The organism is Pseudomonas sp. DE0157 (assembly GCF_007678615.1).
Lineage (GTDB): Bacteria > Pseudomonadota > Gammaproteobacteria > Pseudomonadales > Pseudomonadaceae > Aquipseudomonas > Aquipseudomonas parafulva_B.
The window spans coordinates 65,349-92,077 of sequence record NZ_VEJN01000001.1 but is presented as its reverse complement, the minus strand read 5'-3'; the positions used below and the strand labels follow the sequence as shown (position 1 = coordinate 92,077).

22 protein-coding genes and 1 other RNA gene are annotated in these 26,729 nt (G+C 63.1%); 9 read left to right on the top strand and 14 right to left on the bottom strand.

Annotated features, from left to right (window positions below; genetic code table 11):
* Nucleotides 1–779: 779 nt before the first annotated feature.
* The 8 genes from FS777_RS00400 to FS777_RS00360 all read right to left on the bottom strand — a co-directional run bounded on the left by FS777_RS00400 (nt 780) and on the right by FS777_RS00360 (nt 8,344).
* On the bottom strand, nt 780–1,070 hold the full coding sequence (locus FS777_RS00400) for a hypothetical protein (RefSeq protein WP_145253519.1): 291 nt from the start codon (nt 1,068–1,070) through the stop codon (nt 780–782).
* A gap of 1,742 nt (nt 1,071–2,812) precedes the next feature.
* Nucleotides 2,813–3,204, bottom strand: a transfer-messenger RNA (tmRNA) gene (gene ssrA / locus FS777_RS00390).
* Nucleotides 3,205–3,302: 98 nt separating this feature from the next.
* Nucleotides 3,303–3,593 carry a hypothetical protein gene (locus FS777_RS00385; RefSeq protein ID WP_144966634.1) on the bottom strand — a complete coding sequence of 97 codons (291 nt, stop codon included), beginning with the start codon at nt 3,591–3,593 and terminating at the stop codon, nt 3,303–3,305.
* A 234-nt stretch (nt 3,594–3,827) separates the two neighbouring features.
* The gene (locus FS777_RS00380; protein ID WP_027915438.1) at nt 3,828–4,196 is read right to left on the bottom strand and encodes an antibiotic biosynthesis monooxygenase; all 369 of its coding nucleotides are present in this window, start codon (nt 4,194–4,196) and stop codon (nt 3,828–3,830) included.
* 57 nt (nt 4,197–4,253) lie between these two features.
* The gene (locus tag FS777_RS00375; protein ID WP_100850847.1) at nt 4,254–4,949 is read right to left on the bottom strand and encodes a glutamine amidotransferase; all 696 of its coding nucleotides are present in this window, start codon (nt 4,947–4,949) and stop codon (nt 4,254–4,256) included.
* A gap of 36 nt (nt 4,950–4,985) precedes the next feature.
* Nucleotides 4,986–6,047 carry an iron-sulfur cluster-binding domain-containing protein gene (locus FS777_RS00370; protein WP_145253516.1) on the bottom strand — a complete coding sequence of 354 codons (1,062 nt, stop codon included), beginning with the start codon at nt 6,045–6,047 and terminating at the stop codon, nt 4,986–4,988.
* A complete protein-coding gene (locus FS777_RS00365; RefSeq protein WP_078477967.1) occupies nt 6,044–7,006 on the bottom strand; it encodes a diiron oxygenase in 963 nt (320 codons plus the stop codon). Before FS777_RS00365 ends, FS777_RS00370 begins: the two co-directional genes overlap by 4 nt.
* A 123-nt stretch (nt 7,007–7,129) precedes the next feature.
* Complete coding sequence (locus FS777_RS00360) at nt 7,130–8,344, bottom strand: MFS transporter (protein WP_058638211.1); 1,215 nt, start codon at nt 8,342–8,344, stop codon at nt 7,130–7,132.
* Between the two features lie 256 nt (nt 8,345–8,600).
* Between FS777_RS00360 and FS777_RS00355 the strand changes: the two genes are divergently transcribed.
* Nucleotides 8,601–9,899 (top strand): serine hydroxymethyltransferase, encoded by a 1,299-nt coding sequence (locus FS777_RS00355; RefSeq protein WP_145253513.1) that lies wholly within the window; start codon nt 8,601–8,603, stop codon nt 9,897–9,899.
* Nucleotides 9,900–9,908: 9 nt separating this feature from the next.
* Here FS777_RS00355 and FS777_RS00350 read toward each other — a convergent pair whose 3' ends face one another.
* Entirely contained in the window at nt 9,909–11,405 is a 1,497-nt protein-coding gene (locus FS777_RS00350) for a PLP-dependent aminotransferase family protein (RefSeq protein ID WP_058638210.1), read from the bottom strand.
* A 131-nt stretch (nt 11,406–11,536) separates the two neighbouring features.
* Here FS777_RS00350 and serC point away from each other — a divergent pair, with 131 nt between their 5' ends.
* From serC to glyA, 5 genes are all read left to right on the top strand, one after another.
* Nucleotides 11,537–12,619: a 3-phosphoserine/phosphohydroxythreonine transaminase gene (gene serC, locus FS777_RS00345; RefSeq protein ID WP_058638209.1), complete on the top strand. Its 1,083-nt coding sequence runs from the start codon at nt 11,537–11,539 to the stop codon at nt 12,617–12,619.
* 119 nt (nt 12,620–12,738) lie between these two features.
* Entirely contained in the window at nt 12,739–13,986 is a 1,248-nt protein-coding gene (locus FS777_RS00340) for a benzoate/H(+) symporter BenE family transporter (RefSeq protein ID WP_058638208.1), read from the top strand.
* Entirely contained in the window at nt 13,986–14,828 is an 843-nt protein-coding gene (locus tag FS777_RS00335) for a YggS family pyridoxal phosphate-dependent enzyme (RefSeq protein WP_078477973.1), read from the top strand. The genes FS777_RS00340 and FS777_RS00335 overlap by 1 nt, the downstream gene beginning before the upstream one ends.
* Before the next feature lie 23 nt (nt 14,829–14,851).
* A complete protein-coding gene (locus FS777_RS00330; protein WP_145253510.1) occupies nt 14,852–16,033 on the top strand; it encodes an aspartate aminotransferase family protein in 1,182 nt (393 codons plus the stop codon).
* Nucleotides 16,034–16,056: 23 nt separating this feature from the next.
* On the top strand, nt 16,057–17,322 hold the full coding sequence (gene glyA, locus FS777_RS00325; protein WP_078477975.1) for a serine hydroxymethyltransferase: 1,266 nt from the start codon (nt 16,057–16,059) through the stop codon (nt 17,320–17,322).
* A gap of 179 nt (nt 17,323–17,501) precedes the next feature.
* Here glyA and FS777_RS00320 read toward each other — a convergent pair whose 3' ends face one another.
* The 3 genes from FS777_RS00320 to FS777_RS00310 form a co-directional block, all read right to left on the bottom strand.
* Nucleotides 17,502–20,306 carry an FAD-binding and (Fe-S)-binding domain-containing protein gene (locus tag FS777_RS00320; RefSeq protein ID WP_145253508.1) on the bottom strand — a complete coding sequence of 935 codons (2,805 nt, stop codon included), beginning with the start codon at nt 20,304–20,306 and terminating at the stop codon, nt 17,502–17,504.
* A 74-nt stretch (nt 20,307–20,380) separates the two neighbouring features.
* Nucleotides 20,381–21,526, bottom strand: a complete 1,146-nt coding sequence (lldD, locus tag FS777_RS00315) for an FMN-dependent L-lactate dehydrogenase LldD (protein ID WP_100850852.1) — start codon at nt 21,524–21,526, stop codon at nt 20,381–20,383.
* Between the two features lie 63 nt (nt 21,527–21,589).
* Complete coding sequence (locus FS777_RS00310; protein WP_145253505.1) at nt 21,590–23,260, bottom strand: lactate permease LctP family transporter; 1,671 nt, start codon at nt 23,258–23,260, stop codon at nt 21,590–21,592.
* 254 nt (nt 23,261–23,514) lie between these two features.
* Between FS777_RS00310 and FS777_RS00305 the strand changes: the two genes are divergently transcribed.
* Nucleotides 23,515–24,282 (top strand): FCD domain-containing protein, encoded by a 768-nt coding sequence (locus tag FS777_RS00305; protein WP_058604769.1) that lies wholly within the window; start codon nt 23,515–23,517, stop codon nt 24,280–24,282.
* Between the two features lie 142 nt (nt 24,283–24,424).
* On the opposite strand, the gene smpB is transcribed toward FS777_RS00305, so the two are convergent.
* Nucleotides 24,425–24,907, bottom strand: a complete 483-nt coding sequence (gene smpB, locus FS777_RS00300; protein WP_023533119.1) for an SsrA-binding protein SmpB — start codon at nt 24,905–24,907, stop codon at nt 24,425–24,427.
* Nucleotides 24,908–25,070: 163 nt separating this feature from the next.
* On the opposite strand from smpB, the gene FS777_RS00295 reads away from it, so the two are divergent.
* On the top strand, nt 25,071–25,511 hold the full coding sequence (locus tag FS777_RS00295) for a type II toxin-antitoxin system RatA family toxin (RefSeq protein WP_023533169.1): 441 nt from the start codon (nt 25,071–25,073) through the stop codon (nt 25,509–25,511).
* A 121-nt stretch (nt 25,512–25,632) separates the two neighbouring features.
* Here FS777_RS00295 and FS777_RS00290 read toward each other — a convergent pair whose 3' ends face one another.
* Nucleotides 25,633–26,160: an outer membrane protein assembly factor BamE gene (locus tag FS777_RS00290; RefSeq protein ID WP_023533140.1), complete on the bottom strand. Its 528-nt coding sequence runs from the start codon at nt 26,158–26,160 to the stop codon at nt 25,633–25,635.
* A 97-nt stretch (nt 26,161–26,257) separates the two neighbouring features.
* On the opposite strand from FS777_RS00290, the gene fur reads away from it, so the two are divergent.
* Complete coding sequence (fur, locus tag FS777_RS00285) at nt 26,258–26,662, top strand: ferric iron uptake transcriptional regulator (protein ID WP_023533128.1); 405 nt, start codon at nt 26,258–26,260, stop codon at nt 26,660–26,662.
* The last annotated feature ends 67 nt before the right edge of the window (nt 26,663–26,729 follow it).

The following is a 26,729-nucleotide window of genomic DNA, read 5'->3' as shown; positions in this document are numbered from 1 at the left end:
CTCGGGGGGATCTGGATGCGGTGCTCTGGAACAGCCTTGCGAGATATGCCCGAGTGCTTCGGATGTTGGCGACGATCTAGCACCGCCTCCGGGTCTGCCGAAACAGCAGTACATTCGATCAGATGCTCAAACTACTGCGCTTCAAACTCAATAACGAAGGTTTGATTGGTCCTGCGCCTGGATGATCCAGTCGACCGCTGTTCGAGCATAAGGGGTCCATCATCACATTCCAAGAGCCACCTGATTGGGCATCTTGCGATCCCAATTTTTTTGGAGTTGGTGGTTATTTCTGCTCGCGCTCGGGCTTTGATAACTGATCGACTCTTTGCTCGGACTCCTCAAGAAATTCCAGTACCGACTCAAGCCGCTAGAGATCCGCCGGGCTTTTTTAAAGCATGGGGACAGCTACGCTGCTTGCACCTACATGGCACTTCGTATTGCGGACTCGGAGCGGCCAGGCAATTTGGCCAGTTTCGGTATGTCGATCAATTCGGGTTCAATCCCCGGCAACCTCGCTGAGACCGCTGAACAGGGCGATTCGCCACATCCAGTTTGGTGCGAGAGCCAAAAGTCGGCAAGGGTTCGTATGAGGAACCAAGCTAAATGCCTTACCCGGAAATGGGAAGCCGACCTGTGCAAGAGAGAAAGCCTGGAGTTGAAGGTGCGGGCGCTGCTAGCTGTGCGTAGACACCGGGTCGGCTACAAAGCCCGCCTCGAGGCGGCAGTGGAAGCTTGTCGATAGCCTCTATTGCCAAGCAGCGCCTGTCGCTAATCAAGCATCAACGCCGATCAATGCTAACGACTTTATCCGTGTTGGTTGATTTTGCGGAGGCCGTGCGATCTAACACCACCTTAGCAGTTAAGGTCGCCGCATTAGGTCCGAAAACGACGGAGCTCCATCCCAGATGCAAAGCAGTGGCTCGGAACCAGTCTTTGATCTCCTGCGTGAGGTAGGTCTTATCCGTCCCGTGCGCGTAGTTATAGAGGCTGACGATTTTTTTTCGTGAGCAGTCATCAGTTGGTTTGCTCACCGAACGCGTCTTTGGATCTGGGAATGTGTAGCGTGTCATGGGGCACCTTAGCTGTTATTTGGAGCTAGAACAGCCCCAGATGATCCCGAAAGGAGCTTGCAAAACCACTAAGCTCCTGGGTCGGAACGGTAAACTGTAATATTGCATAGCTCCGACCGCGAGGGTATTACCACCGCCAGCGAACCGGCTGGCCTAACGATATCACTTAATGGATGCTTGTCGCCAGTCTGGCTTTCTGGAGTATTTTTGGGAGAATAAATCCCCCGAAAAGTGGTGATTGTTGTTGGTCATTCTGCTTCGAACCCACTGATTTATAGAGCCTTCAGAAATTCGCTCAAATATAGAAGGCAAAAACGGATTCGAAGTTCGTTATAACGTTACGAAGATAGCTAGAAATCCATAGGCTGGGATAATTGATTGCTTGAGACTGACTGAATATAGATAAGCTTAGCAAAGGCGCCTGATCGAAGTAGACTCTTGGGCTTGGCCAGCAAGTGTGCCTATAGCGGCTGACAAAACAACAGGTAGCCCCGATGGACAAGGACGAATTCGCTGCGGCAGTTGGAGCAGGCGAATGGTTTATCGCGCAGTCGATAGAAGCTTTCAAGTGGCGTTGGGAGACCAGGGACTGTGGGGGCGGCGGCCCAGGAGGTAGAGCGTCTGCGGCTCCCTTCCGAGTCCCTGGCCCAGGCGGGTTCTGACTATCAACTTCGCTCGATCGCCAGGCTTCGCGGCTAGGGCTTGCCACTTCTTGACTTGAATCCCCCACACGCTTCCAGTGACGAGCCATTTGCCGTTCAATCACTAGCAGTATTTTGATGCGCGTCCTGATCAGCCGCCTGCTACCTAAAGTTTTAGGAGAGAGAATGGAGACTCCATGTGCTCCACGCAAATGGACAATTCTGAGTGAGTAGTATCAGCTTTTCGGCATCTGCATTAGGAAAAGCGTGACTGCGGCAGCTAAAGCGAACCCTGTATGCACGATCTGAACTGAGTCGTTCACTCTTCCGATCAACTCGAAAAATCTGCTCGTAATGCTACAAGATTTTGAATCATCCACCGATGCTCTAATAAAATTTTTGCTGTCGCAGGATCACGCCGGATATTCGGTCGAGCTCGTCCTGAAGGCCTAGCGGGCCAGATATCCTGTACGTAACCAGTACACGTCTTGAATTTTTCCAGGCTTTGTACAAACAGGGTTTTAAGCGCCTGCGGTAAATCGGTATTGAGACAATCCTCCAGAAGCTCGTCGAGCGACTTGAGTAGATCCTTGATCTGTGATCATCAAGTGTCTTCTCTGGATAGCTGAAAGCGAGAGCATGACTGCCAAACCTCAGTCCCTGCATAACCGATTCGGTCAAATTACCTTTATAGTTGGACCAAGAGGTACCCATGTTGGGATGTTTAAGCATATCCTCGACTGCCTCGAACGGTTCCAAGAAAATGGCCTTGTCGCCAGGAAAAAATTCTAGAGTCGCTTGCCGTGCTTCCTCAACTAGTAAGAGTAGTTTGGCTAGGGCTTGAAATAGACCGACTGTGTCGGATCTGTCGCATTGAAAGATCGTGGCTCACGCTTCACCGGTCACGGCGTTGTCAGGAATGGTCCGGGCGGTCGTCATCAGATCTAGCATCCGTCCTGCGGGATTGTTCATGATTGTCAAGCGTCCCTCCTCCTACGCTCCACGCTGTCAGAAAGTTGGCATTACCCAGCAAAAGCAGCCATTTGGACACAAAAAAGGCACTTGCGGTAACCGCTAAGTGCCTGATTTGTAAGGATAATTTGGTGGAGCCGGGGGGATTTGAACCCCCGTCCGCCAGTACTCCGCTGTCGGTACTACATGCTTAGCCGTGTCTACTGAGTTAATCCGCAGCCGCCCGACGGGCAGGGTGCTTTGGACGAGTTGGGTAAGTTTTAGTCGCTTTGCCCCCAACGTGCTACACGACGATCCTGTTCTGTATGACAATCACTTCGGGTTTACAGGCATCCCCTGGTGATTGCTGGAGCCGAAGCTACCAGGAGAGCGGGCTCAGCTGCTTACGCAGCGAGAGCGTAGCCCTCGTAGTTTTCGTCATTGGCAACTATAGAAAGTTGCAACAGTGGATTTACGAGTTCTGTTACCAACTCGGCATGCACCTAGAGTTTCGCTACCGGCGTCGAATCCTAATCGGCCCCACACTAGCTCTAAGCTAACGCACCTTACGGCACGTGAATCGGAGTATACGGCATTGCGCGGGCGGCGTCGACAGCTGAGCGCTCACCCGCGCGATGCATTAGGCGCCGCCGCTGCTCGAGCCGCTGCCCTTGTTGGTTTTATCCAGACGTTCAACAACTTTGCTGGTGATTTCGATGCATTTCTTGGTGTCGCCGGAAGCCTGGGCTTGCTTGGCTTCGTCCACTTTGTCCTGGACGGCGGTGTCCAGGCCTTCGGAGGTGGCACCGGCGGTGGCCATGCTGTCGTTGATTTTCTGCAGGTTCAGGGCGCACAGGTCGTCGGCAGCGAAGGCCGGCGAAGCGAGCAGGGTAGCGGCCGCGAACAGGGCCGAAAGCGCGGTACCTTTCATGGGAGTCTCCTCTGTGGCCTCTGGTAGGTGGGCCTGTAAAGGTGGACTGTGCCGTTTGGCTGACAGTTCCGTTGTGATGGTGGCGGGATGGCATGAGAGTTTGTGGCGGGATGTTGCTGGGGTGTGGGGAGGGGGGCGTCGGGATGGGTATGACTCATTGGCGGGGGAAGGGGCCGCTTTGCGGCCCATCGCGGCGCGAGGCCGCTCCCACGGGGAGAGTGGCCTCGTCGGGGGTTAGGCTACTGGGCAGGCGGTTGGGCGGGTGCCGTCTACGACTTCGTTGTAGGGGGCTTGGTCGCGGTCGCGTAGGCCGTAGTCGCGAATCACTGAGGTGACGCGGACGCGGTAGTCGTCGAAGATTTTGTCGCGGCCGGCGCGTTGGGCGGAGAGGTGGGCGGTGACGTTGCGCCACTGCACCACGGCTTCTTCGTCGCGCCAGGTGGTCACCGACATCACTTTCTTGGGGTTGAGGGTGCTCTGGAAGCACTCCACCGAGATGAACCCTTCCATGGGCTTGAGCAGGGGGGTGAGCTTATTGACCAGGTCTACGTAGGTTTCGCCCTGGCCGGGCAGTGCTTGCAACTCGAACAATACGACGATCATGGGTAGTGCCTCATCCTTGATGACTTTGTTGTTTTCATGCGGTGGCGGTGCAGCGGGTTACTTCAGGTTGGCAAGCCAGGCGCGCATCACGCGGGCGGCGGCCTGGGTCAGGCGCTGGCCGAGTTCGGCGGCGGCCGAGCGCAGGGCGATAGGGTCCAGGCCGGTCTGGCCGACTTCGTTGGCGTGGCCTACCAGCCACTGCTCGATGCGGGCGGGGTCGGCTTCCAGGTGGCATTGCAGGCCCAGTATGCGGTTGTCCACGGCAAACGCCTGGTGCGCGCAGATGTCGGTCTTGGCCAGCAGCACAGCGCCCTCTGGGATGTCGAACTGGTCACCGTGCCAGTGCAGCACGGGTACGTCGCCCAGTTCGGCAAGCGGCGATTGCTGGCCTTCGGCGGTGAGGGTAAGGGGCGAGAAGCCAATTTCCTTGACGCCCATGGGGTAGACCTTGGCGTTCATGGCGCGGGCGATCAGTTGTGCGCCCAGGCAGATGCCCAGCATGGGCTTGCCCGACTCGACGCGTTGGCGCACCAGCTCAAGTTCGGCCTTGAGGAAGGGGTAGGGCTTTTCGTCGTAGGCGCCGATGGGGCCGCCCAGCACGATCAGCAGGTCGGCCTGCATCACCTGTTCGGGGTGAAGGGTTTCGACGGTGGGGTCGATGTAGGTCAGGGTGTAGCCGGCTTCGTTCAGGACGGGGGCCAGGGTGCCGACGTCTTCGAAGTGGATGTGGCGCAGTGCGATGGCTGTCTTCATGTGCAAACCCGATGATGAAAGAAGTGAGGGCGCGGTTTACGCCGAGGGGTTGAGGTCGACCTTGATCGTACCGGCCTTGGGGAAGGTGCAGCAGGCCAGGGCGTGGCCGTCGCGCTTGTCCTGGTCGGTCAGGCAGAAGTCGGGTTCGACGCTGTACTCGCCTTCCGACACTTTCAGCCGGCAGTGGCCGCAGATGCCGGCGCGGCACAGGCTGCGCACTTCGATGCCGCTGGTTTCCAGCATCTCCAGCAGGCTCTTGCCTGCGGCGGGCTCCAGCACCTGGTCGTTGTGCTGAAGGTGCAGGCGCAAGGGGCTTTCGGCCTGGGCATCGTCTGGCGTGACCGGGGCAGAGGCGGCTGGTGGGGTGAAGGATTCGATCAGCAGGGGGCAGGCGGGGAACAGCGCCAGCAGGTGCTCGCGCATGCCCTGGGCGAAGCCGTGGCTGCCACAGATCACCACGCTGTCCGGGTTGCCCAGCGCTTGCAGGTCCTGGGCTTGCGGGCGGCCGGCCTTGAAGTGGCCTTTGCCGTGCACCGCTTCGCGGGTGACGAACACCTGCAGGTCGAACCAGGGGCAGCTCAGTTCCAGTTGCAGCAGTTCGTGCAGGAACGGGATGTCGGCAATGGACGGCACGCACAGCAGCAGGCTGACCTGCGGCACGCTCAAGCCGCGCTGGGCGCGCTCGTGCAGCCCGCGCAGCAGGGCGATGGGCAGGGTGATGCCGATGCCGCCGGCCAGCAGGCCCACGTGGCGGCAGGCCTGGACCGAGGCCAGGGTGATATCACCTGCGGCGAACTGCACGTCGAAACGCGAGCCGGGTTGGCAGGTGGCGTGCAGCTGGTCCGAGACCCCGCCGCGCCCTTCGCGCTTGATCGCCAGCTCGAACTGGTCGTTGCCGAGCTTGCGGGTGATGGAGTACAGCCTTTGCTGGCGGGCGCCAGACAGGTCCGTTGCCTGCAACGCCACGTGCCGGCAGGGCACGAGGTCTGCCAGAAAGGCGCTGGAGGCGTTAAGTACGCGCAGGCCGAATACCTTGATCTGCGCGGTCTCGCTGCTGACGTGCTCGCACACGGCTTCGAAGCTTGTCGGGGTACTCATGCGCTAGCCCTCTCGCGCAGCTGTTCGACGGCTTGTTCGGCGCTCTCCAGGCCATTGCCGGCCAGGCCGATGCGGTTGACCAGGGCTTCGAGGGAGTCGGTATAGACGCTGATCTCGTTGTTGTCGCCCACGTCGTGCAGGATTTCGTTGCCGTTGGGCAAGCCCAGCATGTCGAACACCCGCGCCCAGGCGCCCATCTCGTTGTTGGCGAACATCTGCACGGTGCGCAGGATGATCGAGCGCAGGTACAGGCGTTCCTTGCGGGTCAGGCCGTTGACGATGTCGGTGGCGACGAAGCTGAACACGCTGGAGTGGCTCCACTCGTCCATGGCGTGGGTGCGGGTGACTTCGTGGCAGACCGACTGGATGGTGCTGTCTTCGGCCATGGTCTTGAGGTAGTCGGTGATCAGCGTTTCGCTGGCGCAGGCGATGCCGAAGCGGGTCAGGCGGCGTTCCCATTCGGCGGTGCAGTTGGCCAGCAGCGCTTCGCGCCAGGTCACCAGGTTGAAGGCGCTGAAGTCCAGGGGGGTAAGTTGGCGCATGTCATAGATGTAATTGCAGGCCATGATCGACATACGGGTATGCAGGGCTTCATCAAGCAGGGCTTGTGACATCACATCTTGCAGCAGTGCGCGGTTATGGCTTTGCGGCGGGGTCTTGATAATGTCTTCACACGCCGGCACTACCACATTGCATTCAATATAAATGGTCTTGAGGTTATAGATGCCCCAGGCGTAGGACATGCACTTGGACTGCAAGTCCTTGGGGGCTTCAAGCCAGGCCTGGTGGTTGCGAAACGGCAGCAGCGAATGGCTGAAGTCGTTCTTGTTGGCATCGAACGCCAGGCCCCAGTAATCGGGCTGTGGCTGGTTTACAGCAGCGCGGGTTTTCCACAGGGTTGAAAGTTTGGCCAGCATGCCTTTAACTGCATCATCGGTACCGCTATGGTTAACATCCATGTTAAAACTCCAGGCTATCGGTTGTAGTTGTTTAGTTTGATTACGCCGGCTTGGTTGCACGCACAGGTGCGGGCGGCGCCCTTCAAGTTTGCGGTACAAATGTTTCGTTATTATTGCTTCAGGTCATTTAAATGAAAGTTGCAGGGCAGTGACTTTGCGCTGCCGCGCCATTACCCATTCCTGCAGCAATGTCAGGGCCACGGTCAGGCCCATGAACGCGGCGCTGGCCCAGAAAATCGCGTTGGGGTGGCCCTGGTCCAGCAACCAGCCGAACCCGACCGGCCCGATGGCACCGCCGATGTTGAACCCCGTGGACACGATGCCGAAGGTCTTGCCTTCGGCCCCTTTGGTGGCGGCGGCCCGTACCAGCATGTCCCGTGACGGGGCGATCACGCCGGTCAAAAAGCCTGCCACGCCCAACACGGCGAGCAAGAGCGGCTCGCTCAGGCCTGCCGTGGCCACCAGCAGCATCAGCACGCACGCCACCGCAAAAGCACTGGCCGCCACCACTCCGTGACGCTGGGTGCGGTCGGCCAGTGCACCGCCTGCCAGCACGCCGAAGGCGCTGGCGAACAGAAAGGCAGTCAACGCTGAGTTGGCCCAGTACAGCGCCACGCCCTGGCCTTGCATCAGGGCCGCGACAGAAAACTTTTCGATGGCCCCGGTGCTCAGGTTCAGCAGCACGAACAGCAGGGTCAGGCTGATGATCATGGGCGAGAGCAGTGCCACGCGTTGCGCCTGCACGGGCTTGGGTGCCGGGGCGGGCGGCGTGTCACTGACCTGGGCCAGTGCCGAGCCGGGTATCAGGAGCAGGGCCAGTGCTGCAAAGCCCACCAGTGCTGCGGTCGCAAAGGCCATGGCCGGGCCGCTAGCCACCGCCACCCCCAGCAACAACACCGGGGCCACCGCCGCGCCCAGAAAACCTGCAAAGGTGTGCACCGAAAACGCCTTGCCGATGTGCGCAGGGTTGATGTGCCGCGACAGCAGGGCGTAGTCGGCAGGGTGGTAGACGGCATTGGCCACCCCCGCCAGCGCCATGCCCACCAGCAGGCAGGTGTAGCCGGGCAGCAGGGCAATGAGCAGGAAACTGCAACTGCCCAAGGCCAGGGCCATCAGCAGCAGGCGCCTGGCGCCATGGCGATCGACGGCAAACCCCATGGGGGCCTGCACCAGCGCGGTGACGATGTTGAACACGCTGAGGGCCAGGCCCAGCGCTACATAATCCACGTTCAAAAAAGCAGGCAGCAGCGGAAAGAGCGCCGCCAGCACCATGATGTGCAGGTGGCTGACAAAGTGTGCTGCGGCGACTTGCGGCAACAGGCCGATACGTATCGTCATGGTGAAACCTGTAGGGGCATGAGCTGAGTCGGCGCAGAGCTTAATGAGGCTATGGTCTTGTCGGGTAGTCCAGTTAATGGCATTAGGCCAGACCACTTTGGCCCATCTTTCGCGCGTTCTGGCATGCCCAGGGCAGACGCCTGCTTGCCGGGCCAGGACAGGTGGTCTGCAACAGCGCGGGCAACCGGTACGGTCGCAGGCGCCGCAGGCCGCTAGGGTAGTGCGGTTATTGCCGGCGTTCAGACAAGGAGTACACATGCCGCATTTCGCTTATAAAGAGGGCCACGCGCTGCCGGGCATCAGTGCCGCTGCGCTGCCGCAGGTGGACAGCGAGGTGTGGACCGCCATCGATGCCGAGCGGCTGCGACAGGTGCAGTCCATCGAGCTGATCGCCGCCGAGAACGTGGTCAGCCGCGCCGTGCTCGAAGCGCAAGGGTCGATGCTGACCAACAAGTATGCCGAGGGGTATCCGGGGCGGCGCTATTACGCCAGCTGCGCCAATGTGGATGTGGTCGAGGACCTGGCCACCGAGCGGGCCCGGTTGCTGTTCGACTGCAGCTACGCCAACGTGCAACCCCACTCTGGCAACCAGGCCAACCAGGCGGTGTTCCTGGCGCTGCTGGAGCCGGAGGACAAGATTCTCGGCCTGGACCTGAAGTCTGGCGGGCACCTGTCCCACGGCGCGGCGTTCAACGTGTCCGGGCGCTGGTTCCAGGCGGTCAGCTACGGTGTGCACCCGCTGACGCACCTGGTCGACATGGACCAGGTGGCGCACATCGCCCGCCGTGAGCGGCCACGGCTGATCATCGCTGGGGCGTCGGCGTACTCACGTGCGCTGGATTTCGCCCGTTTCCGCGCCATTGCCGACGAGGTGGGGGCGTACCTGATGGCCGACATCGCCCACGTCGCCGGGCTGGTCGCAGGCGGTGCCTATCCCTCGCCAGTGCCCCATGCCCACGTCACCACGCTGAGCACCCACGCGACCCTGCGCGGCCCACGCGGAGGGATGATCCTGTGCAACGACCAGACCCTGGCGCGCAGGATCAACGCGGCGGTGTTCCCCGGCCTGCAAGGCGCTGCGCTGATGCACACCGTCGCGGCCAAGGCCGTGGCCCTGGGCGAGGCGCTGCAACCGGGCTTCGGCCCCTACGCCCATGCGGTAGTGGCTAATGCCCGGGCCTTGTGCGGACGGTTGGCCGAAGGCGGCTTGCTGGTGGTCTCGGGCGGCACGGACTGCCACCTGGGGGTGATCGACCTGCGGCCCTGGGGCCTTGCCGGTAACGCCGCCGAAGGCGCGCTGGAGGCGGTTGGCATCACCGTGAACCGTAACGTCGTGCCCGGTGACGAGGTCAAGTCCAGCGTCACCTCGGGCATTCGCCTGGGCAGCGCGGCCTGTACCTCCCGGGGCATGGGCGAGGATGAGTTCCGCGAGATCGGGGACATGATCCTGGCCATGCTCGGGGGCGTGCGCAGCGGTGCCATGGACAGCCGCACCGAGCGCTCGATCCGCGAGGGCATCTTCGACCTGACCCGGCGTTTCAAGCTGCCTTACTGAACCCGGCGCTCAAAGCTTGAGGGCGTTAGCCAGGCGCAGCATGGCCGCTTCGATCTCGTAGGCCGTGAGCGAGGAATACCCCAGCAGCCAGCCATGGGTCTGCGGCTCGCCCAGGTACAGGCTGCTCAGGCCCGACAGCTGCACGCCGGCTGTGGCCGCCTGGCGAATGGTCTTTTCTTCGGACCAGCCTGGCTTGAGCAGGCAGGGGATCTGCAAGCCACCTGGCGGCAGGTGGGCGGTGACCACCGGGCTCAGGTACTTGGCGATGGCATCGTGCATCACCGCCCGACGCCCGGCGTACAACTTGCGCATGGCACGCACGTGGGCGTTGTAGTGCCCGTCCTCCATGAATCGCGCCAAGGTCAACTGCAAGACCTGCGGGGTGTGGCCATCCATCATGCTGCGGGCATAGGCGAAGGGCTTGACCAGTTCGGGCGGCAGCACGATGTAGCCCATGCGCAGGCCAGGGTAGAGGGTCTTGCTGAAGGTGCCGATGTACAGGGTGCGCTGGTACCGGTCCAGGCCCTGCACGCAGGCGGTGGGCTGGCCGTCGTAGTGAAACTCGCTGTCGTAGTCGTCCTCGATGATCCACTTGGCTTTTTGTGCGGCCCAGTTGATCAGCTCCAGCCGGCGCTCCAGGGGCAGGGTCGCGCCCGTGGGGTACTGGTGCGAGGGGGTGACGTACACGCAGTTGGCGCCGCTGCGGTCGGCGAACAGCAGGTCGGTGCGGATGCCCCGTTCGTCCACGTCGATGGGCAACACCTTGGTTTCGGCGATGGCGAACGCCTTGCGGGCGCCGTAGTAGCCAGGGTTTTCCAGCAGGATGGGTTTGCCGGCATCTACCAGCAATTGCGCGCACAGGTACAACGCCTGGCGCGTACTGCTGAGCACCAGCACTTGGTCGGGTGTGCACGTGGCCCCGCGTTCGAGGTTCAGGTAGGTGGCGATGGCCTTGCGCAGGGGTTCGGCGCCTTGTGGGTCACCGTGCAGCAGGACGCTGGCGCGGTAGTCCTTGACCACCTGGCGTTGCAGCCGCTCCCAGACGTCGGTGGGGAAGCTACGGGTTTCCGGCAGGCCGGTGGCGAAGGCCTTGATCACTTGCTGGTCACGCACGCCACCGGTCTCGAAGATCATGCGCCCGCGTTGGCTGAGTTCGGCGCCGGGCGCGACCACGCTGCGCCGCACCTCTTGCGTGCGTTGCCGGCGTGGCCCGGCCCCGCGCAATTCGGCGCCCACCGTGTCGCACACGTAGCTGCCCGCGCCGCCGCGGCGCACGATGAAACCGTCCCGGTGCAGCTGCACGTAGGCGTTTTCGACGGTATCGCGGGCACAACCCAGGGACTTGGATAGCACACGGGTGGAGGGCAGTTTCAGGCTCGGGCCCAAGGCGCCATCCAGGATCAACGCACGCAAGGCGCGCTGAATGCGCTGGTGCAGGTCCAGCAGCTGAAATTCGGCGTCGTTGAGCCGAATCTTCAGGGTGTCCAGCGCGAAGGTCTTCGCCATGTGGTCTGCTCTCCATCCATGAACTGGCAGGTAAGGGCAGGCCAGTTTATCCGTAGACTCCGGCCTTCGCCAGCCAGGCCAGGCCTGGTATTCACCGCGTCGGCGCGTTCACGCACAGGAGTCCACCCCCCATGGCACGGTCACACAATTTCAGCGCAGGCCCCACCGCAGTCCCCCTGGAAGTGCTCAACCAGGCGTACGACGAGTTCCACGATTTTGCCGGCACGGGCATGTCCATCATGGAGATGAGCCACCGCTCGCCCATCTTCCGCGCCATTGCCGAGCAAACCGAGGCCGACCTGCGCGAGCTGCTGGAGGTGCCGGCGCACTATCGGGTGCTGTTCGTGCAGGGCGGCGCTTCGTTGCAGTTCGCCCAGGTGCCCATGAACCTGGCCGGTGAAAACGGCAGCGTGGACTACCTGCACACCGGGTTGTGGTCGGGCAAGGCGATCGAGGCGGCGCGCCAGTATTGCGAGGTACGCGTGGTCGCCAGTGCCCAGGGCACCGGCTTTGACCGGGTGCCGGCGGTCCAGGACTGGCAGCTGAACCCGAAGGCTGCCTACCTGCACTACACCGAGAACGAGACCGTGCACGGCGTGCAGTTCGCCGAACCGCCCGCCAGCGAGGCGCCGCTGGTGTGCGATGCCTGTTCGAGCCTGCTGTCCAAGCCCATCGACATCGCCCGCCATGGCCTGGTGTATGCCGCCGCCCAGAAGAACATGGGCGTGGCCGGGCTGACGGTGGTCATCATGGACCCGGCGCTGCTGGACCGCTGCCACGGGTTCACCCCGGACATTCTCAACTACGCGTGTATCAGCGATGCCCAGTCGATGCTCAACACGCCCGCCACCTTCCCCTGGTACCTGACCGGCCTGACGTTGCAATGGATCAAGCGCAGTGGGGGCTTGCAGGTGCTGCACCAGCGCAACCAGACCAAGGCCAGCCTGTTGTACGAAACCCTCGACGGCAGCGACGGCTTCTACCGCAACCCGGTGCAGCCGGCCTACCGCTCGATCAATAACGTGCCGTTCCGACTGGCCGATCAAGCCCTTGAAGCGGCTTTCCTGCGCGAGGCCGAGGCGGCCGGGCTGCATGGCCTGAAGGGCCACGCCAGCGTCGGCGGTATCCGCGCCAGCCTGTACAACGCCATCTCCGTCGAAGCGGTGGCCGCCCTTTGCGAATTCATGGGGGCGTTCGCCCGCAGGTACGGTTGAGTGCACTGAAAGTGGTCTGGTCTGCCTAGGCGAAGCGTCGGGGTAAAACCAGCCAATCTGCGGCTATAAATGACTGCCTACCGCAGCCGGATACAGCGTCTAGCAAGGAGCCAAGACCTATGTCATTTACTCGTACCCCCTCGCCCCTGCGCTTGCAGGACCTGCTGCACCCGGTGGTGGCCGGGCTCATTTCGGTGATCGTCAACTATGGCGGCACCTTCATTCTGGTGTTCCAGGCTGCCAAGGTCGCAGGGCTCAGCCCGGAGCTGACCGCCTCCTGGGTATGGTCGGTGTCCATCGGCGTGGGCGTGACCGGGCTGCTGCTCAGCTGGGTCAGCCGCGAGCCGATCATCACCGCCTGGTCCACGCCAGCGGCGGCGTTCCTGATCGTGGCCCTGGCCACCACGCCCTACGCCGAGGCGGTGGGAGCGTACATGGTGTCAGCTGTGGCCTTCGTGCTGCTGGGCGTGTCGGGCTACTTCGAAAAAGCCGTGCGCCTGATTCCGCCAGGGGTGGCCGCAGGCCTGCTGGGCGGCATCCTGTTGCAGTTCGGTATCGGCGCCTTCGCCAGCATGAGCGTCGACCCGCTGCTGGTCGGGCTGCTGATCGGGGCGTACATCGTGTTCAAGCGCCTGAGCGCCCGCTATGCGGTGGTCGGCATCCTGGTACTGGGGCTGGTCTACCTGGTGATGCAGGGGCGGGTCGATTTCGCTGGGCTGTCCCTGGAATTCGCCACGCCAGTGTTCACCCGCCCCGAGTTCTCGCTCAACGCACTGCTGAGCGTGGCGCTGCCGCTGTTCCTGATCACCCTGACCGGCCAGTACATGCCCGGCATGCTGGTGTTGCGCAACGACGGGTTCCGCACCAGTGCCAACCCGATCCTCGGCATCACTGGGCTCGGCTCGCTGCTGATGGCGCCGTTCGGCTCCCACGCCTTCAACATCGCCGCCATCACTGCCGCCATCTGCACCGGCAAGGAAGCGTCCGAAGACCCATCCAAGCGCTGGGTGGCGGGTGTGGCCGCCGGCATCTTCTACATCCTGGTGGGCATCTTCGGGGTGACCCTGGCGGCGGTGTTCATGGCCTTCCCGGCTACCTTCATCACCACCCTGGCGGGGCTGGCCCTGCTGGGCACCATCGGCGGCAGCCTGGCCAATGCCATGCTCGATGCAAAAGCGCGCGAGGCGTCGTTGATCACCTTCCTGGCCTGTGCGGCCAATATCACCCTGCTGGGTATCGGCGGTGCGTTCTGGGGGCTGGTGATCGGCCTTGTGGCCTACGCCGTGCTCAACGGTCGCCTGCCTCGCCGGGCCAAGGCCGTTCAGGCAGAACCGGCAGCAGTGCCCACCAAAGGAGCGACAAATTGATGAGCGAGTACGCCGAAGACCTCACCACCCTGCATGCGCGCCACGGCCGCTACCCGCAGGCCAACACCGTCGAGGATTTTCGCCGCAACCTGGCCGCCGTGCATGAGCGCATCGCCCGGGCCTGCGAGCGGGTCGGGCGAGACCCGGCCGAAGTGCGCCTGCTGCCGGTCAGCAAGACCTTCGACGAAGCGCATCTGCGCCTGGCCTATGCCGCCGGTTGCCGCCTGCTGGGCGAGAACAAGGTGCAGGAGGCCCAGCGCAAGTGGGAAGCCATGGCCGACCTGCACGACTTGCAGTGGTCGGTGATCGGCCACCTGCAGACCAACAAGGCCAAGCAGGTGGCGCGCTTTGCCAGCGAGTTCCAGGCGCTGGACAGCCTACGGGTCGCCGAGGTGCTGGACCGCCGCCTGCGCATTGAAGGGCGGCAGATGGATGTGTTCGTCCAGGTCAACACCTCGGGCGAAGCCAGCAAGTACGGGCTAGTGCCTGATGACGTGGCGGCATTTGTGCAAGCGCTGCCAGCGTTCCCGGCGCTGCGTGTGCGCGGCCTGATGACCCTGGCGCTGTTTTCGGCCGACGCCGCGCGGGTACGCCCGTGCTTTGTGTTGCTGCGCGAGTTGCGCGACCGGCTGCGCGCCAGTGCGCCTGAAGGGGTGTCGTTGCAGGAGCTGTCGATGGGCATGTCGGGTGATTTCGAAGTGGCCATCGAGGAGGGCGCCACGGTGGTGCGCGTCGGCCAGGCGATCTTCGGCGCCCGCGCCATGCCCGATGCCTACTACTGGCCCACGGCCGATGCCGCGCCGCACCAGGAAGCCACCCCGTCGCTGGCCACCAGCCACTGACCCCTCTGTACAGGAAATCTGCAATGTCTGCTGCTCCCGCTTACCTGATGCACACCTCAGCCCGCCAACCGGTTGCGTTCAGCCGGGGCCAGGGCGCCCTGTTGTGGGATTCGCACGGGGTCGAGTACCTCGACGCCATCGCCGGGGTGGCCGTGACCAGCCTGGGGCACGCCAACCCCGAGATCGCCTCGGCCTTGGCCGAACAGGCCGACGTGCTGCTGCACACCACCAACATGTTTCGTATTCCGTGGCAGGAACAGCTTGGCGAGCGCCTGTGCCGGCTCTCGGGCATGGAGCGGGCGTTCTTCTGCAACTCCGGCGCCGAGGCTAACGAGGCCGCGCTGAAGCTGGCGCGCTTGCACGCCACGGCCCGGAACGTCGCCCAACCCCAGGTGCTGGTGATGGAAAACAGTTTCCATGGGCGCACCTTGGCAACCCTGGCCGCCACCGGCAACCCGGCCGTTCACCGCGGCTTCGAGCCACTGATGCCAGGCTTCATCCGCGTGCCCTACGATGACATCGAGGCCGTGCGCCAGGTCGCGGCCAACTCGCCCAACGTGGTGGCCGTGCTGGTCGAGCCCGTGCAGGGCGAGGGCGGTGTGCACCCGGCGTCGGCGGGCTATCTGCAAGCGCTGCGCCAGCTGTGCGACGCGCACCAGTGGCTGATGATGATCGACGAGGTGCAGACCGGCATGGGCCGTACCGGCACCTGGTTCGGCTTCCAGCACGCCGGCATTGAGCCCGATGTCATCACCCTGGCCAAGGCCTTGGGCAATGGCTTCCCCATCGGCGCGTGCCTGGCCCGTGGCAAGGCCGCCGAGCTGTTCTCCCCTGGCCACCATGCCTCCACCTTCGGCGGCAACCCGCTGGCATGCCGCGTGGGCTGCACGGTGGTGGACATCATGCAGCGCGATCACCTGCCGCAGCGGGCTGCGGTGCTGGGCCAGCGTTTGCTGGCGGCCCTGCAACTGGCGCTGGCCGGGCACCCTGAGGTGGTATCGGTGCGCGGCCTGGGCCTGATGGTCGGCATCGAGCTCAACCGCCCCTGCGCCGAGCTGGTGGACCGGGCCCGGGACGAGCAACACCTGCTGATCACCGTCACCCGAGGTACCACCGTGCGCCTGCTGCCGCCACTGATCTGCTCCGAGGCGCAGATCGACGACATCGCTTCACGCGTGACCTGCTTGCTGTCATCCCAAGCCTGACTCAGAACAAGGACGCTTAATACATGTACGACTCGACGCTGACCCTCAACGCCTTCGATCCAGAGCTGCACGCCTCGATTCGCAACGAAGTGAATCGCCAGGAAGACCACATCGAGCTGATCGCCTCGGAGAACTATGCCAGCCCATTGGTGATGCAGATCCAGAGCACGGTGCTCACCAACAAATACGCCGAGGGCTATCCCGGCAAGCGCTACTACAGTGGCTGTGAATACGTGGACGTGGCCGAAAGCCTGGCCATCGAGCGGGTCAAGGCCCTGTTCAACTGCGACTACGCCAACGTGCAGCCCCACGCCGGCGCCCAGGCCAACGCGGCGGTGTTTTTGGCGCTGATCCAGCCAGGCGACACCGTGATGGGCATGAACCTGGCCCAGGGCGGGCACCTGACCCACGGCAACCCGGCCAACTTCTCGGGCCGCCACTACAAGATCGTGCCCTACGGCCTGGACCCGAAGACGGGCTTTCTGGACTATGACGAGATGGAGCGCATCGCGCTGGAAACCCGCCCGAAGATGCTCATCGGTGGTTTCTCGGCCTACTCGCGCTACAAGGACTGGGCACGCATGCGCAGCATCGCCGACAAGGTCGGGGCCATCTTCTGGGTGGACATGGCCCACGTGGCCGGGCTGGTTGCCGCTGGCGAATACCCGGACCCGCTGCCCCACGCCCATGTGGTCACCAGCACCACCCACAAGACCCTGCGCGGCCCACGCGGCGGCCTGATTCTGTCCAAGGGGCAGGACGAGAGTTTCTACAAGAAGCTCGATTCGGCGGTGTTCCCTGGTGTCCAGGGCGGCCCACTGATGCACCAGATCGCGGCCAAGGCCGTGGCCTTCAAGGAAGCGCTGTCGCCGGCATTTCGCAGCTACCAGACCCAGGTGGTAACCAATGCCCGGGCCATGGCCAAAGTGTTGCAGGCGCGCGGGTACAAGATCGTGTCGGACGGGACCGACAACCACATGATGCTGATCGACCTGTCGGCCAAGCCCTACACCGGCAAGGAAGCCGATGCGGCCTTGAGCAGCGCCTATATCACGGCCAACAAGAACTCGGTGCCTAACGATCCGCGTTCGCCGTTCGTGACCTCGGGGCTGCGCATCGGTACGCCGGCAGTGACCACCCGTGGGTTCGATGTCGAGGCGTGCGAGCAGGTGGCGGGCTGGTTGTGCGATGTGCTCGATGCCTTGGAAACCGGGCGCAGTGACGAGGTGGGGCACCATGTGCGTGAGCAGGTGGTTGCGCTGTGCCGTCGTTATCCGGTTTATGGCTGAGAGGGTCGGGACCTGGCACCGGAGGTGTCGGGTTTTGATGCAGGTTTTATAACCTGTGTGAAAGGGCTGCCTGGCAGCCCTTTCTTGTTGCTGAGTTTGCTGTGCCGTTGGGTATCGGATGAAGATCACCGGGGCCGCGCAGCGGCCCCAGGCTCCCAGCATCGAACGCGGGGCTCCAGCTACCGCGCCTGGGTCACCCGATCCACCAGGTACACCAGCCCGTGATAATCGATGCCACTGTGGGTCGACAAGCCAATCTCACAGGTGCGGCTGGTAGAAATGCCCTCACCACAGTACTGCACGGCATCCTTCAGGCTGCGCAAGGCATGGGCATTGAGCTCCGGGGTGGTGAAGCCCTTGTCGCCAGCAAACCCACAGCAATGAATGCCTTCCGGTATCACCACCTGGGTGCTGCACCGCCGCGCCAGGTCGATCAGGGCCTGGCTTTCGCCCAAGTGCTGCGTACTGCAGGTCACATGCACGGCCACCGGTTCATCCTGCGGGGTGAAGGTGAGCCGGTCGACCAGGTGCGTGCGGATGAAACGCACGGGGTCGTACAGGTCCAAACGGGTATCCCCCAGGTCCTGGACCAGGCGCAACGTGCAGGGGCTGGTGTCGCAATAGATCGGGTCCAGGCCGCCACGGCTGGCGTGCAGCAAGGCATTGATCAGCTCCTGGCGCTTGTGTTCAGCCTGCTCGGGGTAGCCTTTGGAAGCGAAGGGCTGGCCGCAGCACAGGCTTTCGGCATTCTCCGGGAAGACGACCTGATACCCCGCTTTCTCCAACAGGCTGCGGGTCTTGTCCAGCAACGAGCTCTGCTCGCGATCGGCATACGCAGGGCCCATGACCTTGGACACGCAGGCAGCCAGGTAGACCACGCGAGGGCGCGGGTCGTTGCTCGCCTCACCCACGCGCACAGGGCGCAGAGGCTGGGGCATCGCCGGGGTCCAGCGGGGCACGCGGCCTTTGCTGGTCTTGCTCAGGGCGGCGCTCAAGCGGTTAAGACGTGGCGCGCCCAGTAGCTTGCGGGCTGTATTGGCGGCGGTCAGGGACAGGCGCGCGCCGCCCATGGCCGTCTTGAAGTGTTCGGCCAACCAGTCGGCGGTCTTGCCATGTTCGGCCGCCTGGGCGCGCAGCTTCTTGACCAGCTCGCCGGTGTTGATGCCCACCGGGCAGCGCTGGGCACACAGCCCCGTGGCAGCGCAGGTGTCCATGCCCTGGTACTGGAAGGTGTCGCGCAGGGCGCGGGTATCCTGGCCGTTGCGTTCCTTGGCCTGGATATCCCGCCACATGACGATGCGCTGGCGCGGGCTGAGGGTCAGCCCCTTGGACGGGCACACCGGCTCGCAGAAACCGCATTCGATGCACTTGTCGACGATCGCGTCGGCAGCCGGCAGCGGCTTGAGGTGCTTGAGGTGAATGGCCGGGTCTTCGCTGAGCACCACATCAGGGTTGAGAATGCCGTTAGGGTCGAGCAGGCGCTTGAGCTGCCACATCAGCTGGTAGGCATCCTGGCCCCATTCGAGCGCCACGAAGGGCGCCATGTTGCGGCCGGTGCCGTGCTCGGCCTTGAGCGAGCCGCCGAACTCCACGGCCACCAACTGCGCCACGTCGTCCATGAAAGCCTGGTAGCGAGCCACTTCCTCGGCGCTGTTGAAACCCTGGGTGAAGACAAAATGCAGGTTGCCTTCCAGCGCATGGCCGAAAATGATCGCCTCGTCGTAGCGGTGCTGGTCGAACAGCTGGATCAGGCGGTTGACGCCCTCGGCCAGTTGCTCGACGGGGAAGGTGACGTCTTCGATGATGACCGTGGTGCCGGTCTGGCGCACGGCGCCCACGGCGGGGAAGGTGTCCTTGCGGATCTTCCACAGCTGGTTGTACACCACCGGGTCTTCGCTGAAATCCACTTGCTGTTCCAGGGGGAACTCGGCAATCGAGGCCATCACCTGGTGCACCTGCTCGTGCAGCAGGGTCTGGCTGGCGGCGCGGGATTCGATCAACAGCGCGCAGGCATTGGCCGACAGGCCCTTGACCCACACCGGCATGCCGGCCATGTCCTGCACCGAGCGCAGGCTGCGCCGGTCCAGCAACTCCACCGCCGACACGGGCTGGCGCTTGAGGATCGGCACGGCGCGGCAGCAGCTTTCGACACTGGGGAACACCAGCAGGGCGCTGGCCTTGTGTGGGTGGTCGGGCACGGTGTCGTAGGTCACCGCGCTGATGAAACCCAGGGTGCCCTCGGAGCCGACCAGCAGGTGCTGCAGGATGTCGAGCGGCTGGTCGAAATCCACCAGGGCATTGAGCGACAGGCCGGTGGTGTTCTTGAGCCGGTACTTGTGCCGGATGCGCTCGGCCAGGGCCGTGTTGGCGCGGGTCTCCCGGCCCAGGCGGGCGAGGGCGTCGAGCAAGGTGGCGTGGCTTTTCTGGAAGGCTGCGACGCTGGCCGGGTCCTCGCTGTCCAGGCAGGTGCCGTCGGCCAGCACCAGGCGCAGGCCGGCCAGGGTGTGGTAGGTGTTCTGCGCCGTGCCGCAGCACATGCCGCTGGCGTTGTTGGCGACGATGCCGCCAATCTTGCAAGCATTGATCGAGGCGGGGTCCGGGCCGATCTTGCGCCCGAACGGCGCCAGCCAGGCATTGGCCTGGGCGCCGATGACACCCGGCTGCAGCCTGATCTGCTCGCCCTGGCCGCGCACCTCGCGCCCGTTCCAGTTATCGCCCAGCACGATCAGGACCGAATCGCTGATGGCCTGGCCGGACAAGCTGGTGCCGGCAGCGCGGAAGGTGATGGGCACTCGCTCACGCTGGGCCAGCTTGATCAGGCCGACCACCTCGGCCTCGGACTCCACGCGCACCACCAGCTTGGGGATCAGGCGATAGAAGCTGGCATCGGTGCCGAAGGCCAGAGTAGAGGTCGGGTCGTCGAAGCGACGCTCGGCAGGTATCAGGCGCTCGGCATCGCGCAGAAACGCAGCAGGCAGGCTCATGCAGTCTCCTCGCGGGGCCGCGACGTCTGGTGCGGCGCGTGCCCCGGTAATCAGGCGGTGTTTCAGGCAGGCGCTCAGGCGCCTAGTTCGCGTACCAGCGAGTCGCGGGTGATCTCGCCGATGGACTTGGTGCCGGTCAGCACCATGGCCACGCGCATTTCTTTCTCGAACAGCTCCAGCAGGTTCTTCACACCCGCCTGGCCATGAACTGCCAGGGCATACAGGAAGGCCCGGCCGATCAGCACGGTGTCCGCGCCCAGGGCGATCATGCGCACCACGTCCAGGCCGCTGCGAATGCCGGAGTCAGCCAGGATCTTCAGGTCGCCCTTCACCGCGTCGGCAATCGCCGGCAAGGCGCGGGCACTGGATAGCACGCCGTCGAGCTGGCGGCCACCGTGGTTGGACACGACGATGCCGTCGGCGCCGAACTTGACCGCATCGCGGGCATCGTCGGCGTCGAGGATGCCTTTGATGATCATCGGGCCGTCCCAGAACTCGCGGATCCACTCCAGGTCGCGCCAGGAAATGGACGGGTCGAAGTTGTTGGCCAGCCAGCCGATGTAGTCGGCCAGGCCGGTGGGGTTGCCCCGGTAGGTGGAGATGTTGCCCAGGTCGTGCGGGCGGCCCATGACGCCCACGTCCCATGCCCACTGCGGGTGGGTCATGGCTTGCAGCATACGCCGCAGCGGGCCGTTCTTGCCGCTCATGCCCGAGTGGGCATCACGGTAGCGGGCGCCGGGAGTAGGCATGTCGACGGTGAACACCAGGGTGCGAACGCCGGCGGCCTTGGCGCGCTCCAGGGCATTGCGCATGAAGCCGCGGTCCTTGAGCACGTACAGCTGGAACCACATCGGCCGGTCGATGGCCGGGGCCACTTCTTCGATGGGGCAGACCGAAACGGTGGACATCGTGAACGGGATGCCGTGGGCGGCCGCCGCACGGGCCGCCTGCACTTCGCCACGACGGGCGTACATGCCGGTCAGGCCGACCGGGGCCAGGGCCACGGGCATGCTCAGGGTTTCACCGAACAGCTCGGTCTGCAGGCTGAGTTCGGACATGTTCTTCAGCACGCGCTGGCGCAGGGCGATGCTGGCCAGGTCCGAAACGTTGTGGCGCAGCGTGTACTCGGCGTAGGCGCCGCCGTCGGCATAGTGGAACAAGAAGGGCGGCAACTTGCGTTGGGCGGCGGCGCGGTAATCGGTAGAGGCGGAAATGATCATGGGCTCTCGCAGCTTGGCAGGTGAGTAAGGCCGGGCAATGTGGGCTGCCCGGCCCCTTTCACTTTAGTGATGAACCAGCATGCCGGTCAGCCAGTAGGCCTGCACCAAGGTGATCAGGCCGACGATGGTGGCGAAGAACAGGCTGTGCTTGACGGTGAAGCGGAACAGGTCGGACTCCTTGCCCACAAGGCCGGTGGCGGCGCACGCCACGGCGATCGACTGCGGCGAGATCATCTTGCCGGTCACGCCGCCACTGGTGTTGGCTGCAACCAGCAGGGTGTCGTTCACGCCGATCTGGTGTGCGGTGGTGGCTTGCAACGAGCTGAACAGGGCATTGGAGGAGGTGTCCGAACCGGTCAGGAACACCCCCAGCCAGCCCAGGAACGGCGAGAAGAACGGGAATGCCGCGCCGGTGCCAGCCAGTACCAGGGCCATGGTCGAGGACATGCCGGAGTAGTTGGTCACGAAGGCGAAGGCCAGCACCATGCCAATGGACAGGATGGGCCAGCGCAGCTCGTACAGGGTTTCCTTCAAAGTGGTCAGACCAGTTTTGAGGTTGATCTTGAGCACGGCCATGGAGATCAGCGCCGACAGGAAAATCGCGGTGCCTGTGGCAGAAATCGGGTCGAGCTTGAACACGGCCGGCATGGCCGTAGGCGCGGCCACGATGGGGGCGGTCTTGATCACCAGTTGATCGAGGTGCGGGATGGCGAAGTTGAACACGAAGTTGTACATCGCACCGCCCGGGGCGAACGCGGCCTTGAAGGGCTTGAGGGTCCAGATCGTGACCAGCACCGTGAGAATCAGGAACGGCGACCAGGCTTTGAAGATTTCACCCAGGCTGTAGGGGCTCGGCTGGCTGCCATCGGTTTGCACCACGGCCGCGCCAACGCTGCCGGTGGCCGCTGCGAACGAGCGCTTGGGCTGCCACACTTTCAGGAACAGGGTCAGGGCGATCAGGCTGGCCAGGGCCGAGGTGATGTCCGGCAGTTCCGGGCCGATGAAGTTCGAGGTGAAGTACTGGGTGACGGCGAAGCTCAGGCCGGCCACCAGGGCTGCGGGCCAGGTTTCTTTCACGCCGCGCAGGCCGTCCATCATGAACACCAGCCAGAAAGGCACGAACAGCGACAGCAACGGCAGCTGGCGACCGGTCATGGCGCCGATGTGGAAGGCGTCGATGCCGGTGACCTGGCCTGCCACGATGATCGGGATGCCCAGCGCGCCGAAAGCGACCGGTGCGGTGTTGGCGATCAGGCACAGGCCTGCGGCGTACAGCGGGTTGAAGCCAAGGCCCACCAGCAGCGCGGCGGTGATCGCTACCGGCGCACCAAAGCCGGCCGCCCCTTCCAGGAAGGCGCCGAAGCAGAAACCGATCAGCAGCACCTGCAAGCGCTGGTCGTCGGTGATCGACAGCACCGAGCTGCGGATCACCTCGAACTGGCCGCTCTTGACCGTGAGTTTGTACAGGAACACGGCCGCGACGATGATCCAGGCGATGGGCCACAGACCATAGAGGAAGCCGTAGCCGGCAGCGGCCAGAGCCATGTCGACAGGCATCTTGAAGGCGAAGATCGCCACCAGGATCGACAGACCCAAGGTGATGCTGCCGGCAACATGGCCCTTGAGACGGAAGACGGCCAGGGCCAGGAAGAAGAATACGATGGGGATGACCGCCGCCAGGGCGGACAGGCCGAGACTGCCCAGCGGGCTGTAGAGTTGTTGCCAGGTTTGCATATGGGGTGGCCCCTAATTGTTGTTGGTCATGCGCTGGCCCTGGATAATTGGTAAGACCAATTTACAATGGCTCGCCGCTAGGTTAAAAGCGCACACGGGGGTGTGTCAATTTGTCCGAGGCAGCACTTTGGTCGAATGCCGATAAGCGGGCAGGTGATGTGGCATGAAAAACGAGCGCTGGTGGGTGTCGGCCGGCAGCGGATCGGCGAGAATGGATGCCCCGGATGTCAGCCGGGATTCGTGGAGAGCGTGTGATGGTTTTTGATCAGGTCCGCCAGCGGCGCCTGTCCGACGACATTGTCGATCGGTTGGAAGGGATGATTCTGGAAGGCACGTTGACGTCGGGCCAGCGGCTGCCGGCCGAACGCGTGCTGGCCGAGCAGTTCGGGGTCTCACGCCCGTCGCTGCGCGAAGCGATCCAGAAGCTGGTGGCCAAGGGCTTGCTGGTCAGCAAGCAGGGCGGCGGCAACTATGTGGCGCAGTCGCTGGGCTCCACGTTCAGCGACCCGTTGTTGCAACTGCTCGAACACAGCCCCCAGGCGCAACACGACCTGCTGGAGTTCCGCCACACCCTGGAGGCGTCTTGTGCCTATTACGCTGCCCAGCGCGCCACTGCACCCGACCGGGCTCGCTTGAAGGAGGCGTTCGACGTGCTGCAGGACTGCTACGCGCGGGCAGGGGAGGTCACACGGGCCGAAGAAGGCGCCGCCGATGCGCGTTTTCACCTGGCCATTGCCGAGGCCAGTCACAATGCCGTGCTGCTGCATACCATCCGCGGGTTGTTCGACTTGCTCAAGCGCAACGTGGTCACCAACATCGGGGGCATGTATCAGCAACGCAGCGAAACGCGCGACATGCTGATCAGTCAGCACCGGGAGTTGTACCTGGCGATTGTCGAAGGTCGGGCCGAGGATGCGCGGGAGGTGTCCAGCCGGCACATTCTGTACGTGCAGGAGGTGCTTGAAGAGGCGCACGAAGAGGCGCAGCGGGTCGCGCGGGCGGAGCGGCGCAACGGGCACTAGGGGTATTTGTGCAGGCGAGTGTGCGCGTGAACAGCAGGCCGCTGCGGGCGACGTGCTGTTCATGGCAAGTACACATCCCTTTGAGGAAAAGATCGGGCAACTAGCTGCCCGTATCATCACTCGGCGGGGAAGGGGGCAAACGTTAGTCTTCCTTGCCCTTGTTGCGTACGGCCCGCTGCAGCTCGCGGTTGGAATCGCGTTCGCGCACGGTATCGCGCTTGTCGTATTCCTTCTTGCCCTTGCCCAGTGCGATTTCGCACTTGATCAGGTGCTTGCTCCAGTACAGCGCCAATGCCACGCAGGTATAACCCTTCTGCGCCACGGCCGCTTCCAGGCGCTCGAGCTCACGCTTGTTGAGCAGCAGCTTGCGGGTGCGGATGGGGTCTGCGATGACGTGGGTGCTGGCTGTGGTCAGCGGGGTGATGTGGCTGCCGAACAGCCAGGCCTCACCGTCCTTGAGCAGCACATAGCTGTCAACGAGGTGCGCCTTGCCGGCTCGCAGGCTTTTTACTTCCCAGCCGGACAGGACCAGCCCGGCCTCGAACTTGTGCTCGATGAAGTAATCGTGTCGCGCTTTCTTGTTCTGCGCGATGGTCCCGGTCGGATGTTTTTTTTGCTTAGCCATAGGGACGGCATTATAGGCAAGTCCGCGCGTCGTCCGCTATGGGATTTCTGCGTGCTTGAGCCACTGGAATGAATACCGGACAATACCTGCACTGTCATAGGTACAGAACCTGTAATCGGAATGCTGCGAAGCACCGCCACCCAGCCTTGGAAGTGACGCCTGGATGACTACCCATATTCAACGCTCCGCCCTGCTGCCATACCCCGCCCAGGCCTTGTACGACCTGGTAAACGATGTGGCCAGCTACCCGGACTTCTTGCCCTGGTGTTCCGACTCGACGGTGCTCGAAGCCAGCGAAACCCACATGCGCGCCAAGCTCGAGGTGGCCAAAGGCGGTATCAGCCAGCACTTCGTTACCCGTAATGTGCTGGTGCCGGGGCAATCCATCGAGATGAACCTGGAGGAGGGGCCGTTCTCTCAGCTGCACGGCATCTGGGTGTTCAAGCCCTTGGGTGAGAAGGCCTGCAAGATCAGCCTGGACTTGTCGTTCGACTATGCCGGCTCATTGGTGCGCGCCACTTTGGGGCCGCTGTTCAATCAGGCCGCCAATACCCTGGTGGATGCGTTTTGCGAGCGTGCCAAGCAGTTGTACGCTGCTTCCTAAGGGTTGCAATCGAGGTATGGCCACACTCAAGTGGCAGGGAGCGGTGACGCTCGATTGGAAGCGTCTCTTGCAGCAATGAAAAAGCCCGGACACTGTCCGGGCTTTTTTCGTATCAGCGCGTTTAGCGCGTTTCCAGCGGTGCCGGTGTAGGCACTGGCGTGGTTTCGATGGTGTCGATCTCGCGCTGGATGGATTCCTCGACCGAGCCTGGTTTAGCCGGTTTTTCTTCCGGTTGGGCTGCCGGCTGCTCGCCGTTGGCACCTGGGCTGACCGTGGTGTCGCCGCTGCCACCGAGGATTTCCTGGTCGCGGCTGACGCCCGGCATGAAGTCGCCAGACAGGCTTACCAGCTGGTCGCTTTCATTGAAGAAAATGCTCATGCGTTCCTGTTGGCGCTGACCGCCACCAGGTTGCAGGCTGTAGAGGTAGTCCCACCGGTTGGTGTGGAACGTATCCTGAATCAGAGGGTTGCCCATGATAAACCGCACTTGCCGCCGGGTCATTCCCGGACGCAATTGGTCTATCATGTCCTGCGTGACGACATTGCCCTGCTGGATGTCGATTTTGTAAACCCCGGGAAACGAGCAACCGGCGAGTGCGAGCAGTCCCACGAAGGTGAGGCTGGTTAGCAAGAGCTTGGTGTTTTGCATCGGTGGGCGACTTCCACTATCTTGGCTGGACAACGTAAACACCGATCATACCCGTATTAAGAGAAGCTGCGAAGCAGCATCGGCGAGAAAGCTGACCATGGTTGAAAATAGCGAATTGCGCAAAGCCGGTCTCAAGGTGACCCTGCCTCGAGTCAAGATCCTTCAAATGCTCGACTCTGCCGAGCAGCGTCACATGAGCGCCGAAGATGTGTACAAGGCCCTCATGGAGGCAGGCGAGGATGTTGGCCTGGCCACCGTGTACCGTGTACTGACCCAGTTCGAAGCAGCGGGTCTGGTGGTTCGCCACAACTTCGACGGCGGTCATGCGGTGTTCGAACTGGCCGATGGCGGTCACCACGACCATATGGTCAACGTGGATACCAGTGAAGTCATCGAGTTCATGGACGCCGAGATCGAGAAGCGCCAGCGTGAAATCGTCGAAGAGCACGGTTTCGAGCTGGTGGACCACAACCTGGTCCTTTATGTGCGTAAGAAGAAGTAACGATTACTTCGTTCTGAACAGCAAAGGCGACCCTGGGGTCGCCTTTGTTTTTTCTGCAAACGGTGGT

What these genes read in the sequence shown, in the direction of transcription:
- FS777_RS00340 (WP_058638208.1), top strand. Translation starts at nt 12,739, where the DNA reads ATGTCATTTACTCGTACCCCCTCGCCCCTGCGCTTGCAGGACCTGCTG.
- FS777_RS00385 (WP_144966634.1), bottom strand. Translation starts at nt 3,593, where the DNA reads ATGAAAGGTACCGCGCTTTCGGCCCTGTTCGCGGCCGCTACCCTGCTC.
- glyA (WP_078477975.1), top strand. Translation starts at nt 16,057, where the DNA reads ATGTACGACTCGACGCTGACCCTCAACGCCTTCGATCCAGAGCTGCAC.
- FS777_RS00305 (WP_058604769.1), top strand. Translation starts at nt 23,515, where the DNA reads ATGGTTTTTGATCAGGTCCGCCAGCGGCGCCTGTCCGACGACATTGTC.
- FS777_RS00365 (WP_078477967.1), bottom strand. Translation starts at nt 7,006, where the DNA reads ATGGATGTTAACCATAGCGGTACCGATGATGCAGTTAAAGGCATGCTG.
- FS777_RS00355 (WP_145253513.1), top strand. Translation starts at nt 8,601, where the DNA reads ATGCCGCATTTCGCTTATAAAGAGGGCCACGCGCTGCCGGGCATCAGT.
- FS777_RS00330 (WP_145253510.1), top strand. Translation starts at nt 14,852, where the DNA reads ATGTCTGCTGCTCCCGCTTACCTGATGCACACCTCAGCCCGCCAACCG.
- FS777_RS00375 (WP_100850847.1), bottom strand. Translation starts at nt 4,949, where the DNA reads ATGAAGACAGCCATCGCACTGCGCCACATCCACTTCGAAGACGTCGGC.
- fur (WP_023533128.1), top strand. Translation starts at nt 26,258, where the DNA reads ATGGTTGAAAATAGCGAATTGCGCAAAGCCGGTCTCAAGGTGACCCTG.
- FS777_RS00350 (WP_058638210.1), bottom strand. Translation starts at nt 11,405, where the DNA reads ATGGCGAAGACCTTCGCGCTGGACACCCTGAAGATTCGGCTCAACGAC.
- serC (WP_058638209.1), top strand. Translation starts at nt 11,537, where the DNA reads ATGGCACGGTCACACAATTTCAGCGCAGGCCCCACCGCAGTCCCCCTG.
- smpB (WP_023533119.1), bottom strand. Translation starts at nt 24,907, where the DNA reads ATGGCTAAGCAAAAAAAACATCCGACCGGGACCATCGCGCAGAACAAG.
- FS777_RS00290 (WP_023533140.1), bottom strand. Translation starts at nt 26,160, where the DNA reads ATGCAAAACACCAAGCTCTTGCTAACCAGCCTCACCTTCGTGGGACTG.
- FS777_RS00310 (WP_145253505.1), bottom strand. Translation starts at nt 23,260, where the DNA reads ATGCAAACCTGGCAACAACTCTACAGCCCGCTGGGCAGTCTCGGCCTG.
- FS777_RS00370 (WP_145253516.1), bottom strand. Translation starts at nt 6,047, where the DNA reads ATGAGTACCCCGACAAGCTTCGAAGCCGTGTGCGAGCACGTCAGCAGC.
- FS777_RS00295 (WP_023533169.1), top strand. Translation starts at nt 25,071, where the DNA reads ATGACTACCCATATTCAACGCTCCGCCCTGCTGCCATACCCCGCCCAG.
- FS777_RS00360 (WP_058638211.1), bottom strand. Translation starts at nt 8,344, where the DNA reads ATGACGATACGTATCGGCCTGTTGCCGCAAGTCGCCGCAGCACACTTT.
- FS777_RS00400 (WP_145253519.1), bottom strand. Translation starts at nt 1,070, where the DNA reads ATGACACGCTACACATTCCCAGATCCAAAGACGCGTTCGGTGAGCAAA.
- FS777_RS00380 (WP_027915438.1), bottom strand. Translation starts at nt 4,196, where the DNA reads ATGATCGTCGTATTGTTCGAGTTGCAAGCACTGCCCGGCCAGGGCGAA.
- FS777_RS00320 (WP_145253508.1), bottom strand. Translation starts at nt 20,306, where the DNA reads ATGAGCCTGCCTGCTGCGTTTCTGCGCGATGCCGAGCGCCTGATACCT.
- lldD (WP_100850852.1), bottom strand. Translation starts at nt 21,526, where the DNA reads ATGATCATTTCCGCCTCTACCGATTACCGCGCCGCCGCCCAACGCAAG.
- FS777_RS00335 (WP_078477973.1), top strand. Translation starts at nt 13,986, where the DNA reads ATGAGCGAGTACGCCGAAGACCTCACCACCCTGCATGCGCGCCACGGC.